The organism is Agrobacterium sp. K11 (assembly GCF_059429395.1).
Genome location: NZ_JCAHRB010000012.1, coordinates 1 through 14,545 on the forward strand (window position 1 = coordinate 1; position 14,545 = coordinate 14,545).

Genomic DNA, 14,545 nt, shown 5'->3' on the forward strand with positions numbered 1-14,545 from the left:
TCACCCTCAAACAAGTCAACACACCAAAATACAAATTCTAAAAAAAACATTCAAAGCATTGATTTTAAAGGAGAGTTTTGATTTTTCGGGATTCTGCCTCCCATTGGCCTCCACCAACGGACCGATTTTTAACAAGGGAATGCAGCCTGAACCCATATGAATGGTGCTGCGCCTTGTTTTGGCCCGACTCCTCGCTAATTGCTTTGCCAACAAAACGTTAATGCGGGCACGCGCGCGAGCCTGTTGCCGGCATATCTATTGAGGGTGCCGATCAATTTGACTCACGGCTTTGAAAGTTGCACACCTTCGCCTGAAGTTTCTGGAGAGCGCATGACCCACGGGGCACAGCTAGTATGACTGCGGATCGCAACGTGATCCGGTCGCTAGGCACGGAACCGCCAATTCTGGCGGAAGGGCGCCGTGCACCCGATCGCCGTGAGATTTCGCTCAGATGGCTTTCCGGCACGTTCCTTACCGGCATTACCTCTTCCATATTGATGGGTGTTGCGCTCTTTGCAGCTCTTGATGGCCGCCAGCAGCTTGCCATTCCGGCCGAGGCCTTCGCCAAGGCGGATATGGGCAACAATACCGCGGAAGCGGCACGCCGCGGCACACGCCTCATTGCGCCCAATATTGCGGCCCGGCCCTCGGACCGCTCGATCATGGAAGTCTCCACCGTTATCAACGAGGGCGACAAGGAAGTGGTCCGCAAGGTTCCCTTCTCACACGTCAAGATTCCGCTGGCGTCCAACTACGCCAAACAGGACGATTATCCCGCCTTCGATCCCCTGAACATTTTCGCAAGCGGCGACGACAAGGACGCCCCGGCGCCGGCGCCGAGCCGCACGGGCACAATCTACGGCTCCGAGGTCGAATCCGAAGTCAGCCTGAAAACGGTCGCCTTTCCGATCCAGCACTCCAAGTATCCCTTCGCCGGCTCCCTGAGCTTCGACGAGGTTGAGGAGGCAGTGCGCTCGAACGGCTCGATCCTGACAGATGGTAACGAGCAGCTTGCAGCGCTATATTACATCGACCCCCGTCGTTTCGATAATGATGAGGGTGATGTCGATATCACCGCCGGTCTTGCCGCCCGTGTCGTCGAACAGAATATGTCGGTTTCGACCCCTCAATCGCCCTCGGTTCCGGTCAAGGAATATGCCGACGACGTTATCCCTGCCCGCCAGACCGAAACCATCGAAGCCGCTCTATTCGGCGCGGGTTATTCGAAGGCGCAATCCTCCGAAATCGCTGGCCTGTTGTCACCGCAACTCCAGTCGAACAATGTCGAAAGCGGCGATGTGCTCCGCGTCGGCATTATTCAGGAAGACGACAAAAGCGACATCGTACGCGTAAGCCTTTATCGCAAGGGTCGCCACATGGTCACCATGGCCGTGGACGATCGCAAGAATTTCATCAAGGCCAGCGAACCGCCGAAGCTCGACGCGGTGGCGACGGCCTTTGACAGCACCCCGGCACCGGCCGCCGGCCGCGATCTGCCCAGCGTCTACGATGGCGTTTACCGGGCGGCTCTGGCCTATGGCATGAATCAGGGCATGGTCTCCCAGCTCATCAAGCTTTTGGCCAGCAGCGTCGATTTTCAGGCGCAGTTGAAACCGGCAGATACGCTGGAGGCCTTCTTCTCCGTGGAAGATGCGGATGGCAAGGCGACGGACAAGTCCGAACTGCTCTACGTCAACGCCAAGTTCGGCGATAACGAGACGCGGTTTTACCGGTTCCAGAACCCGGACGATAACAGCATCGACTATTTCGACGAGAACGGTAAGAGCATCCGGCAGTTCCTGTTGCGCAATCCGGTTCCGAACGGCCGCATGACATCAGGTTTCGGCATGCGCCGCCACCCGGTTTTGAAATTCAGCCGCATGCATACCGGCACCGACTGGGCGGCAGCGCGCGGCACGCCGATCATCGCGACAGGCAACGGCACTGTCGAAAAGGCCGGCTGGGCCTCCGGTTACGGCAACCAGACCCTGATCCGCCACGCCAATGGCTACGTCTCCTCCTATAACCACCAGAGCGCCATCGCCAAGGGTGTCACCGAGGGTTCAAAGGTCCGGCAGGGCCAGGTAATCGGTTATGTCGGTTCGACCGGCCTTTCGACCGGCGCGCATCTGCATTACGAGCTGATCGTTAACGGCACGAAAGTGGACGCGATGAAAGTGCGTCTGCCGGGCGGCAAATCGCTTTCCGGCGTCGCGCTCGCGCGGTTCTCCGACGAGAGAAAGCGGATCGACAATCTACTCAACATCGAAGAAAAACCCAATCAGGTGGCGAGCCGCTAGTCCGCCGGGCCTCGTGACCAGAGGGACCGCTATACGAAAAAGGGCTCCGTTACCGGAGCCCTTTCGTTTTATGCCGCATCGGCGGTTTCAGTCTCGGCCTCACCCTTTGGGGGCTTGACCTTGAAAAGCAGCCGGTCGGTGCCAGAGGTCACCTTGACCCGCGATCCGTCCGGGATCTCGCCGCCGAGAATCATTTCGGCGAGCCTGTCCTGAACGGTCTTCTGGATCACACGCTTCAGCGGACGTGCGCCATAGGCCGGATCGTAACCCTTATTGGCAAGCCAGTTGCGGGCATCCTCATCCAGTTCGAGGGTGATCTTGCGATCACCCAGAAGCGAGACGAGGCGCTTGAGCTGGATCTCCACGATCGCACCCATCTCGTCGCGCCGCAGGCGATGGAAGAGGATGATGTCGTCGATACGGTTGAGGAATTCCGGCCGGAAATGCGACCGGACACGCTCCATCACCAGGTCACGAACCGAATCCACATCGTCATTGTCGCCCATCTGCGTCATGAATTCCGAACCGAGGTTCGAGGTCATGATGATGATGGTGTTCTTGAAATCGACGGTGCGGCCCTGGCCATCGGTCAGACGGCCATCATCCAGCACCTGCAACAGGACGTTGAACACGTCCGGATGCGCTTTCTCGATCTCGTCAAACAGCACGACCTGATAGGGCCGGCGGCGAACCGCTTCCGTCAACGCACCGCCCTCTTCGTAACCGACATAGCCGGGAGGCGCACCGATAAGCCGGGCAACGGAGTGTTTCTCCATGAATTCCGACATGTCGAGGCGAACCATCGCGGTCTCGTCGTCGAACAGGAACCGGGCGAGCGACTTGGTCAGCTCGGTCTTGCCCACGCCCGTCGGGCCGAGAAAGATGAACGAGCCGATCGGCCGGTTCGGATCCTGAAGACCCGCGCGCGAACGGCGAACCGCCTTGGAAACGGCCTGCACGGCCTCGCCCTGCCCGACCACGGACTTGGCAAGATCGTCTTCCATGCGCAGCAGCTTCTCGCGCTGGCCTTCCAGCATCTTGTCGACAGGAATGCCGGTCCAGCGGGAAACGATGTGGGCGATATTGTCCGCCGTCACCACTTCCTGAACCATCGAGCCAGCACCGCTGCTGTCACGCGCTTCCGCTGCAGCCAGTTCCTTTTCGAGGCCCGGAATGATGCCATAGGTCAATTCACCGGCGCGCTGGAACTGGCCGTTACGCTGGGCACTTGCCAGTTCGTTGCGGGCATCGTCCAGCCGCTTCTTGAGGTCTGCGGCATGGCCCAGCTTCTGCTTTTCCGCCTGCCAGCGGGCCGTCAGGGCATCGGCCTTTTCTTCGGTGTCGGCCAGTTCGTCCTCGAGCTTCTTCAGGCGGTCGACGGATGACTGATCCGTCTCCTGCTTCAAGGCTTCGCGTTCGATCTTGAGCTGAATGATCCGGCGATCCAGTTCGTCCAGTTCTTCCGGCTTGGAATCCACCTGCATGCGAAGGCGCGAAGCGGCTTCGTCCATCAGGTCGATTGCCTTGTCGGGCAGGAACCGGTCGGTAATGTAGCGGTTGGAAAGCGTTGCAGCTGCAACCAGGGCCGAATCCGAAATGCGGACCTTGTGGTGCTGTTCGTATTTTTCCTTCAGGCCGCGCAGGATCGAGATCGTGTCCTCAACGGTCGGCTCATCTACGAGAACCGGCTGGAAACGACGGGCAAGGGCGGGATCCTTTTCCACGTGCTTGCGATATTCATCCAGCGTGGTGGCGCCAACGCAGTGCAGTTCACCTCGGGCAAGAGCGGGCTTCAGCAGATTGGACGCATCCATGGCGCCATCGGCCTTGCCGGCACCGACCAGCGTGTGCATCTCGTCGATGAACAGAATAATGCCGCCATTTTCCGCCTGCACTTCGTTCAGGACCGCCTTCAGACGCTCCTCGAACTCGCCGCGATACTTCGCGCCAGCGATCAGCGCACCCATATCCAGTGCCATAAGCTTCTTGTCTTTAAGGCTTTCGGGCACATCGCCATTGACGATGCGCAGCGCAAGACCTTCGGCAATCGCCGTTTTACCGACGCCGGGTTCACCGATCAGCACGGGATTGTTCTTGGTGCGGCGTGAAAGCACCTGAATGGTCCGGCGGATTTCGTCATCACGGCCAATCACCGGGTCGAGCCTGCCTTCGCGGGCTTCCTCCGTCAGGTCGCGCGCGAACTTCTTCAGCGCGTCGAAGCCCTGTTCGGCATTGGCGCTGTCAGCCGTGCGGCCCTTGCGGATTTCATTGATGACCTGATTGAGCGCCTGCGCCGTCACGCCGCCCTTTTTCAGGGACGCCGAGGTGGAAGCAGAGTTTTCGATCGCCAGCGCCTGCAAAAGACGCTCGACGGTGACGAAACTGTCACCAGCCTTCTTGGCGAGTTCTTCCGCAGTCGAGAACACTTTCGCAATTGGAGCCGTTAGGGAAAGGCCGCCATTGCCGCCGGAAACCTTGGGCAATTTCGCCAGTGCCGCATCGTTGGTCAAGCGCACTTCCTTGGCGTCGCCGCCAGCCCGCTCGATCAGCGATGCTGCCATGCCCTGCTCGTCATCAAGCAGAACTTTCAGCACATGTTCGGCAGAAAACTGCTGGTGATTTTCCGCAAGCGCAAACGTCTGCGCCGATTGCAGAAAACCGCGAACGCGCTCGGAGTATTTTTCAATATTCATAGTCGAACCTCCATATACCGGCCCGCCCGCTTTCGGCACGGATCCGGGTGTTAGGGTTGAGGCTCCCTCAAAGGCAAGCCCCGCTACGGCAGTCGCGTTTAACAGATTTCACGATTGCCGCCTCTTGATGGGCGGTTACCGCTGCATGCGGCATCCGTCCTTACTGCACGAATATGGGAGGCATTTTCATCGGTTTAAAGGGGAGGAAAACAACTGCCGGGGAAATTTTAGCCGGACTTGATAAGCGTCACGACTGTTTGCCGCGATTGCCCCCTTCGAACAGCGCCCAAGCTTTTACACCCGACCCCAAAAACAAAAAAACTCCGGCAAGCCGGAGTTTTTTCAATCGCGTGGTATTTTGAAAACCCTGCTTATTCAGCAGCGTTTTCGAGCGTGGCAGCTGTTGCCTCATCACCGGCTGGCGTATCTTCGCCTTCGGCACCCTCAGCACCTTCCGCGGTTGCGGCGCGGCGTGGGCGACGCGGGCGTGGGCCGGTGGCGCGGCGGGCCTTTGGTGCGCGTTCAGTCGCTGGTGCTTCCGTCTGCTGCTGCTGTTCCTCGACGGCCACTTCCATAGGCGTGCCTTCGATGACGGGCTGAGGCGCCTGGCTGGCGTCGTATACCGGCTGCTGCCGTTCGTCCGAAGCCTGCGGCTGGCGCGGCTGGCGCTCCTGCCGTTCGCGGCGGTCCGGGCGCTCACGACGTTCCTGACGCGGCTCGGAACGCTCGGTGCGCTCCTGCCGTTCCTGGCGCTCCGGCTGCTGAACCCGTTCCGGCTGTTCGAACTGCTGCTGCGGTGCACCATCGTCGCCGTCGTTCATATCCATATCGTCGGCATCCGAAGCATTGTATTCGCCACGGTCGTCGCGCTGGAAACGCTCCTGCATCTGGGCCTGAGCGGTGGCGATGATACGATTGTAGTGTTCAGCGTGCTGCAGATAGTTTTCAGCGATCACGCGGTCGCCAGCACTCTGCGCGTCCCGCGCAAGGGTGGCGTATTTTTCCGCTATGTGCTGGGCTGTGCCACGAATTTTAACATCGGGACCGGAGCTGTCATAAGTCCTGGTGAGCGGGTTACCGCCCTTGCGGTTGAAGTTGTTGTTGTTACCGCCACCATTGTTATTGTTGTTGTTGCTTCCACGCCCCCGGCCGCGCTTGTTTTGCTGTCCTGGCCTCATCAATTGCTCACCTGAATTCTGTTTTGCTGACAATCTGGTTATTTTCATGCAATTCCGGGCGGAAAACCGCTGGAAACTTTTCCTGAAATTGCTCCATTACGCGCCCTGCTGGAGATAACCCCAGACAAGACCCCGCGTATGACGACCGGTCGCGCAAAATGCTGCAACGAGCCACCTGCGAACAAAGTTTACTGATTCACATGCCGGAAACGCCCAGCCTTCAGGGTTCTCAAAAGAACCCGCTTCGGGACTGACCCATACCCTGACGAATCTAAATTCGTCCTCAGCCACCCGGCATGTGGCGGCAAACTATCCCGCTTCATGCGGAAATCCAAGCCTTTTCTTTTGCTGTGCAAAATATCCTTGCAAATAATCCGCAGACGTATCGCGAACAACTATCTCCGGAAGGTCAAAACTCTGTCGTTGTCGCCATAATCCTTCACGGCGTCGAGAAGAGAGAAGCCGTGGGAAGCAAATATAGCGGAAACATCAAGCCTTTGATCGAAACCGATCTCCACACCGACAATCCCGTTTTCCACAAGAAAGCGGCCTGCGTCGGCAGCGATGAGGCGGTACGGTGCAAGGCCGTCCTGACCTCCGTCCAGCGCCGCCATCGGATCGTGATAGCGAACCTCTCGGTCTAGCGTTGTGACGATGTCACTTCTTATATAAGGCGGATTAGACACAATTATGTCAAACCTGCCAGAGATTTTTTTGAACCAGTTGCTACGCATGGTTTCAAAACGCGAGGCGAGACCATTTCGGGCAGCGTTTTTCGCTGCGGTTTCCAGCGCATCGGCGGAGATATCGCTGCCGACGCCAGTTGCTTCCGGACATTCCTTGAGAAGCGCTAGACAGATCGCACCCGTGCCCGTACCCAGATCCAGAATGCGCGCACTGCCCTTGTCGGCAACAATTTTTTTCAACGCAGGCAACAGCGTATCGACGAGAACTTCCGTATCCGGGCGGGGTTCGAGCGTCTCCGTCGATAAAAGAAGATCGAGCCCGTGAAATTCGCGATGGCCTAGAATGCGATGGACTGGCTCTCCGCCTGCGCGCCTTTCGACCATGGCGGCAATGCGGGCGCTTTCTTCCCAGGTGACGGGATGGTCCGGTTTCATCACGAAATCGGTCAGTGAAAAACCGGTAACGTCGGCGACCAGCAGGCGCGCATCAAGCAGCGGATCGGCGATGCCCGCCGCCTGCAGCCGTTTGCGGGCTGCGGCAAGCTCGGTCGAAACGGTCCCGTCAGCGCCGCCACTCAAAGCTGTTGTTCGCCAAGCTGGGCAAGCTGGCCGGCCTGATAATCAGCAATCAGCGCGTCGACAAGCTCGTCGATCTCGCCTTCGATCATCCGGTCGAGCTTGTAGAGGGTCAGGTTGATGCGGTGATCGGTGACCCGTCCCTGCGGAAAATTGTAAGTGCGGATACGCTCGGAACGGTCGCCGGAACCGACCTGGCTCTTGCGGTCGGCTGAACGCTCGCTTTCCACCTTCTGGCGCTCGATGTCGTAAAGACGCGAACGCAGAACCTGCATGGCCTTGGCGCGGTTCTGGTGCTGCGACTTTTCAGAACTGGTAACGATCAAACCCGTCGGAAGATGGGTGATGCGAACGGCGGAGTCAGTGGTATTGACGTGCTGGCCGCCTGCGCCCGAAGCGCGCATCGTGTCGATACGAATGTCTTCCGGGCGAATTTCGACATCGATATCCTCCGCCTCCGGCAGCACGGCAACAGTGGCTGCCGAGGTGTGGATGCGGCCGCTCGCTTCTGTTTCCGGCACGCGCTGCACCCGGTGCACGCCGGATTCGAATTTCAGCTTGGAAAACACCCCTCGCCCGCTGATCGTGGCGATGATTTCCTTGTAACCGCCCGCCTCGCCTTCGCTTGCGGAAAGAACTTCAACTTTCCAGCCCTTGGCTGAAGCGAAGCGCTCATACATGCGAAACAGATCGCCGGCGAAAAGTGCCGCTTCGGATCCGCCCGTGCCGGCGCGGATTTCGAGGATGGCGCTTTTTTCGTCCGCCGCATCCTTGGGAAGCAGCAGGACCTGCATTTCCTTCTCAAGCTCGCCAATTCGGGCCTCGACCTCCGGCAGCTCCATTTCCGCCAGATCGCGCATGTCCTTGTCGGTCGTCTTGTCGGCAAGCAGCGCCTGGAGATCGCCGGCCTCGGAAACCGCCTTTTCGTATTCGCGGACTTTTTTCACCACCGGCTCAAGTTCGGAATATTCCGAAGCCAGCTTCACATAGACATCCGCTGCCGGACCAGCCGACATCCGCGCTTCGATCTCTCCGAAACGCCTTTCCAACTCGCGCATTTTTTCGACGGGAAGCTTCGCCACCAGTCACTCCGATTATGAAACAGGTCTTTTAAATGGGAATGGAATGCGTCGCGGCAAAGCGTAACAACACCTCGCGCGCGCTTTCCAGCGAATTATGATCGTCGAGCGCAGCGTTCAGCTCATCGGCAAGGCTCGCGGCATCAAGCCCGAGAAGCATGGCCTTGACGGGGCCAATCGCCGTCGGCGACATGGAAACCGAACGGAAACCAAGGCCGATCAAAGCCATGGCCGAAAGTGGCTTGCTTGCCATTTCGCCGCAAAGCGTGACCGAGGTGTGGTGCTTTTCGCCAGCGCGCACGATATCACGCAGAATGCGCAAGAACGGCTTGCCAAGATTGTCGAAACGATCCGAAACCCTTGCATTGCCGCGATCCACCGCCATAGAAAACTGGAACAGGTCGTTCGAACCGACGGAGACGAAATCCACTTCCTGCATCAGCTCATCGAGCTGCCACATCAGCGAAGGTACTTCCAGCATCGCACCAAATTGCAGCTTTTTCGGAAGCGCATGGCTGAATTTCGAAAGATGCTGCACTTCCTTCTGAAGCAGATCGCGCGCCGCGCGGATTTCGGAAACCTCCGTCACCATCGGCAACATCATGCGTAGTTCAGCACCTGAGGCAGCACGCAGAAGCGCGCGCATCTGCGTGCGCATCAAACCCGGGCGGTCGAGCGACAGGCGGATCGCCCGCCAGCCGAGCGCCGGGTTTTCCTCTTCCTGGCCGCGCATATAGGAAACGACCTTGTCGCCGCCAATATCCAGCGTGCGGAAGGTAACGCTCTTGCCCTTGGCCTGCCGCAAGACGGACCGATAGAACGCTTCCTGCTCCTCGCCCTTGGGCATGTTGGAGGCGATCATGAACTGCAGCTCGGTGCGGAACAGGCCGATGCCATCGGCGCCGGATTCCTCGAGCTGCGGCAGATCTACGAGAAGGCCCGCATTCATCTTGAGGTTGACCTTCTGGCCATCCTTGGTGATCGGCTCGACATTACGAAGCGCGCGGAACTGCTCCTGGCGCTTGGCACGCAGGCGCACCTTTTCCTCATAGGCGCGCTGCAAATCCGACATCGGGCGCAAATGCACCTGGCCGTCATCGCCGTCGATAATGATGGGATCGTTATTTTCAGCGAGGGCGACGATGCCTGTCGCCTGCCCGATGATCGGAATGCCCATGGCGCGCGCCACGATCACGACGTGGCTCGTCACCGCACCGTCTTCGAGCACCAGGCCGCGCAATTTCTCACGCGGGTAATCCAGCAATTCGGCGGCACCCATGGCACGCGCCAGAACGATGGCGTCCAGCGGAAAATCATGCTCGGGGCTTCGACCGCCGAAACCGATCAGCTGGCGCAGCAGCCGGTTGGCGAGATCGTCGAAATCATGCATGCGCTCGCGAAGATAGGGATCGGTCAGACGCATCATGCGCGCCTTTGTGTCGCTCTGCACTTTCTCGACCGCAGCTTCCGCCGTCAGGCCGTTGCGGATAGCTTCTTCCATGCGCCGCACCCAGCCCTGATCGTGGGCGAACATGCGGTAGGTCTCAAGAACCTCGCGATGCTCGCCTTCGGTCGGGACGTCGCGGCGCTGCAACATGTCGTCGATCGACAGGCGCAGCGAACCGATAGCGTCGGCAAGACGCAGGATTTCGGTATCGGCATCCTCATTCAGCAGATTGGTGACAACGATTCGGGGGTCGTGCAGCACGACATGACCAAGACCGATGCCTTCGCCATAAGCATCGCCATCAATGGAAACGGCACGCGTCAGGTCCAGCTCCACACCGGGGCGGGTGATTTTTTTCAATTCACCGCTCGCCACTATTTCAGCGATGAGCATCGCGGTTGTCTCGAGCGCTTCAACTTCATCCTCCCGGTATGTTCGGCTGACCTTGTTCTGGACCACAAGAACGCCAAGAGTGCGACCGGAGCGCAAAATCGGCACGCCGAGGAAGGAATGATAAATTTCCTCACCCGTTTCAGGAAGATAGCGGAAAGCCGGATGCGCCTGCGCATCGGAAAGATTGAGAGGTTGGGCGGAAGCGGCAATGGTACCGACAAGACCCTGCCCCATTTTCAGCTGGGCAAGATGCACGGCATCCTTGTTGAGACCTTCGGTGGCGTAAAGCTCCAGCACGCTGTCGGAACGCAGCACGTAGACCGAGCAAACCTCCGCCACCATGTTGCTGGCTATCTGACGGACGATCTGGTCCAGACGGTCCTGCGGCTCAAGGTGCTCCGCCATCATTTCGCGCAGCCGCTTTAGCAGGACGCGCGGACCTGCAGAAAGGTCTCTCATCGCGTTTGCTCCCCGACGCTTCCGATCCGAATGTCATAATATTCGAGAATCAAAACGTCATTTAAAAAATTTATAGCGCGAGAAGCGCGTCCCGCAAGGGACACGCTTTCATGAAACGCCACATCGGAAGAACGCAACCCCGAAGAATCGGAGCATCGGGAACCGATGTCTCGAACTTAGTTCTTATCGAGACCGTAAGCAGAATGCAAAGTGCGAACGGCCAGTTCGGCATAGGCACCGTCAATCAGGATCGAAATCTTGATCTCGGAGGTGGTGATGGCCTTGATGTTGATGTTCTTCTCGGCAAGCGCCTTGAAGGCGCTGGCAGCAACGCCAGCATGGCTGCGCATGCCGATACCGATGACCGAAACCTTGGCAAGGCCGGTCTCGTTCTGCGCAACGTCGAAGCCGATCTGGGCCTTGTTGTCGTCCAGAACGCGCAGAGCCTTGGCAACATCGCCCGAAGGAACGGTGAAGGTCATGTCGGTGCGCGACCCATCTTCGGAGATGTTCTGCACGATCATATCGACATTGATATGCGCTTCGGCCAGTGGCCCGAAGATCGCGGCGGAGACGCCCGGACGGTCGGCCACGCGGCGCAGCGAGATCTGTGCTTCATCCTTGGCATAGGCGATGCCGGTTACGACTTCCTGTTCCACGATTTCTTCCTCGTCACAAATCAAAGTACCGGGCGGGTTGATGAGGTCGCCCATGCCCGGCGCATCGGGATCCTCGAAACTGGAGCGAACGAAGGTGCGCACCTTGTGTACCATGGCAAGCTCGACGGAGCGAACCTGCAGAACCTTCGCACCGAGAGACGCCATTTCGAGCATTTCCTCGAAAGCGATCTTCTTCATGCGGCGAGCCTTGGGCTCGATGCGCGGATCGGTGGTATAGACGCCATCGACATCGGTATAGATATCGCAACGGTCCGCCTTGACGGCGGCGGCGATGGCAACGGCTGATGTGTCCGAACCGCCGCGACCGAGCGTCGCAATGCGGTTATCCGGGCCGATGCCCTGGAAACCGGCAACAACGGCAACCTGGCCCTCGCCCATGCGGTGAACGATATCCGAACCGTCAATCTCGAGAATGCGGGCGGCACCATGTGCATTGTCTGTACGGATCGGAATCTGCCAGCCCTGCCATGAGCGCGCATTGATGCCCATGGATTGCAGCGTGATCGCCAGAAGACCCGATGTCACCTGCTCGCCGGATGCAACGACCGCGTCATATTCGCGTGCATCGTAAAAGGAGGCGGCGTTGGCGCCGGCCACCTTCGCAGCATTCTGCACCCAGTCCACCAACTCGTTGGTTTTACCGGACATGGCGGAAACGACCACGGCCACTTCATGGCCGGCATCCACTTCGCGTTTCACATGCCGTGCGACATTGTGAATGCGTTCGAGGTTCGCGACGGACGTGCCGCCGAATTTCATGACAATGCGAGCCATAGCCTTGACCAGTACCATCCCTTTTTTCCGCCAGCCATTTTTCAGGTGCGGACAAGAACAAACCCAGTCGGCTCTTTTTTTGATAAAGAGCCTCAAGTTGCGGGTCTCTTAGCGAAAAGGCGGGGGGCACGCAATGCCGTTTATGAACCATGCGGTACGCCTTTTTTTATAGCCCCGGCGAAAGAAGATGTCGGGATGGAATGGGCGACCGCATGCGGCGTTGTGAAAGAGCGTACCGCAGTGCACTGTACAAACGGGCCTATTCGCAGTATGGAGCGCGGCAATGCAACCGGCCAGATGGCCGTAATGGCCTGCATCGGCTGCCCCGGAGACTTTAGGACCTATTGGTTTCGGGCGGATGCAGGCAGCTTCATATCCGAAAGACGGTAGATGACAGACACCCAGGGTATCGCCCCGGCGATCGCGCAGGCGTTGGAAAAACGCGGCTACAAAGATTTGACCCCCGTGCAGAAGGCCATGCTTTCGCCGGAACTCGCCGACAAGGACGCGCTGGTTTCCGCGCAGACCGGCTCCGGCAAGACAGTTGCCTTCGGCATTGCGCTCGCGACCACGCTACTGTCGGAAAACACCCGTTTCGGCCAGGCTTCCGCGCCGCTGGCACTCGCCATTGCGCCAACCCGCGAACTGGCAATGCAGGTCAAGCGCGAGCTGGAATGGCTTTATGAATTCGCCGGCGTATCGATTGCGTCCTGTGTTGGCGGCATGGATATCCGCAGCGAACGACGCGCACTGGAGCGCGGCGCACATATTATCGTCGGCACCCCCGGCCGCCTCTGCGACCACATCAAGCGCGGCGCGCTCGATCTGTCGTCGCTACGCGCCGTGGTACTGGACGAGGCCGACGAGATGCTCGATCTCGGCTTCCGCGAAGATCTGGAATTCATTCTGGAAGAATCGCCGGATAACCGCCGCACGCTGATGTTCTCGGCCACCGTCCCGCGCAGCATCGCCAAGCTTGCCGAAAGCTACCAGAAGAACGCCGTTCGCATCGCCACCGCCTCAGAACAGAAGCAGCATGTGGACATCGAATACCGCGCCCTGCTGGTGACCGGCTCCGACCGCGAAAACGCCATCATCAATGCGCTGCGCTTTTACGAAGCCCGCAACGCCATCGTTTTCTGCTCCACCCGTGCGGCCGTGAACCATCTGACGGCCCGTCTGAACAATCGCGGCTTTTCCGTCGTGGCTCTGTCAGGCGAACTGACCCAGAACGAACGCACGCATGCGCTTCAGGCAATGCGTGACGGTCGCGCCCGGGTTTGCGTGGCGACTGACGTTGCTGCACGCGGCATCGACCTGCCTGGCCTCGAACTGGTTATCCACGCCGACCTGCCGACCAATTCGGAAACGCTTCTCCACCGTTCCGGCCGTACCGGCCGCGCCGGGCAGAAGGGCGTCAGCGCCATCGTGGTGCCTGTCAACCAGCGCCGCAAGGCCGAACGTCTTCTGGAAGGTGCCAAGGTCAGCGCAGCATGGGTTCGCCCGCCTTCGGTCGAAGAGATCGTTGAACGCGACGGCGCCCGTCTCCTGGCCGATCCGGCTCTCACCGAGGCCGTGGCCGATGACGAGCGTGATTTCGTCAAGCAGCTGCTTGAGCAGCATGGCGCGGAAAAAGTAGCAGCCGCCTTCGTGCGCCTTTATCACGCCGGACGTTCCGCCCCGGAAGACATCACCGAAGTCGCGCTGGACAATACCCGCAAACCGCGCCGCGACAGCTTCGAAACCCCTGAAAACGACGCGCCGCGCCGCGAACGTTCCGACTTTTCCGACAGCGCTTGGTTTTCGCTTTCGGTGGGCCGCAAGCAGAGCGCCGAACCCCGCTGGCTCATCCCCATGCTCTGCCGCTTCGGCAAGATCACCCGTCAGGATATCGGCGCCATCCGCATGCAGCAGACGGAGACCTTTGTGGAACTCGCGGCCGATGCCGTCGATCGTTTCACCTCCGCCATCGGCAAGGACATGATGCTTGAAAAGGGCATTCGTCTGAAGGCGCTGGAAGGCAAGCCGGAAATGACCGGCAGTGTTCGTGAGGACACCCGCCCGGCCACGGCCCAGCGGAAGTTCAACAAACCCAATAATGCTGGCGGCGCAGCCGACGACCGCAAGGGCGACGACAAGCCCTGGAAAAAGAAAAAGACCTTCGGCGACAAGCCCAAATTCGAAGGCAAGAAGGACCGGCCTTTCGAAAAGCGCGGACCGAAGCCGGCAAAGGGCTGAGGCGCGGGTCATTACCGTGCCGTTGGATCCTCGGCTTAAGGC

Annotated in this window: 8 protein-coding genes; 2 read left to right on the plus strand and 6 right to left on the minus strand. The window is 59.2% G+C overall.

What is annotated here, in order from left to right; genetic code table 11:
* The first annotated feature begins 353 nt into the window (after nt 1–353).
* Nucleotides 354–2,300, plus strand: coding sequence for a M23 family metallopeptidase (locus AC5SEO_RS21450; protein ID WP_004432116.1), 1,947 nt, complete (start codon nt 354–356; stop codon nt 2,298–2,300).
* Between the two features lie 68 nt (nt 2,301–2,368).
* Here AC5SEO_RS21450 and clpB read toward each other — a convergent pair whose 3' ends face one another.
* The 6 genes from clpB to AC5SEO_RS21480 form a co-directional block, all read right to left on the minus strand.
* A complete protein-coding gene (clpB, locus tag AC5SEO_RS21455; protein WP_174069021.1) occupies nt 2,369–4,993 on the minus strand; it encodes an ATP-dependent chaperone ClpB in 2,625 nt (874 codons plus the stop codon).
* A 371-nt stretch (nt 4,994–5,364) separates the two neighbouring features.
* Complete coding sequence (locus AC5SEO_RS21460) at nt 5,365–6,171, minus strand: DUF4167 domain-containing protein (protein WP_174069020.1); 807 nt, start codon at nt 6,169–6,171, stop codon at nt 5,365–5,367.
* Nucleotides 6,172–6,566: 395 nt separating this feature from the next.
* Nucleotides 6,567–7,436: a peptide chain release factor N(5)-glutamine methyltransferase gene (gene prmC / locus AC5SEO_RS21465; protein ID WP_174069019.1), complete on the minus strand. Its 870-nt coding sequence runs from the start codon at nt 7,434–7,436 to the stop codon at nt 6,567–6,569.
* Nucleotides 7,433–8,515 (minus strand): peptide chain release factor 1, encoded by a 1,083-nt coding sequence (gene prfA / locus AC5SEO_RS21470; RefSeq protein WP_174069018.1) that lies wholly within the window; start codon nt 8,513–8,515, stop codon nt 7,433–7,435. The genes prmC and prfA overlap by 4 nt, the downstream gene beginning before the upstream one ends.
* Nucleotides 8,516–8,543: 28 nt before the next feature.
* A complete protein-coding gene (gene ptsP / locus AC5SEO_RS21475) occupies nt 8,544–10,811 on the minus strand; it encodes a phosphoenolpyruvate--protein phosphotransferase (RefSeq protein WP_004432101.1) in 2,268 nt (755 codons plus the stop codon).
* Nucleotides 10,812–10,987: 176 nt separating this feature from the next.
* Nucleotides 10,988–12,265, minus strand: coding sequence for an aspartate kinase (locus tag AC5SEO_RS21480; RefSeq protein WP_174069024.1), 1,278 nt, complete (start codon nt 12,263–12,265; stop codon nt 10,988–10,990).
* A 390-nt stretch (nt 12,266–12,655) separates the two neighbouring features.
* Between AC5SEO_RS21480 and AC5SEO_RS21485 the strand changes: the two genes are divergently transcribed.
* A complete protein-coding gene (locus AC5SEO_RS21485; protein WP_004432087.1) occupies nt 12,656–14,503 on the plus strand; it encodes a DEAD/DEAH box helicase in 1,848 nt (615 codons plus the stop codon).
* The last annotated feature ends 42 nt before the right edge of the window (nt 14,504–14,545 follow it).

Coding starts and splice junctions, on each gene's coding strand:
- AC5SEO_RS21450 (WP_004432116.1), top strand. CDS start 354: ATGACTGCGGATCGCAACGTGATCCGGTCGCTAGGCACGGAACCGCCA.
- clpB (WP_174069021.1), bottom strand. CDS start 4,993: ATGAATATTGAAAAATACTCCGAGCGCGTTCGCGGTTTTCTGCAATCG.
- AC5SEO_RS21460 (WP_174069020.1), bottom strand. CDS start 6,171: ATGAGGCCAGGACAGCAAAACAAGCGCGGCCGGGGGCGTGGAAGCAAC.
- ptsP (WP_004432101.1), bottom strand. CDS start 10,811: ATGAGAGACCTTTCTGCAGGTCCGCGCGTCCTGCTAAAGCGGCTGCGC.
- AC5SEO_RS21480 (WP_174069024.1), bottom strand. CDS start 12,265: ATGGCTCGCATTGTCATGAAATTCGGCGGCACGTCCGTCGCGAACCTC.
- AC5SEO_RS21485 (WP_004432087.1), top strand. CDS start 12,656: ATGACAGACACCCAGGGTATCGCCCCGGCGATCGCGCAGGCGTTGGAA.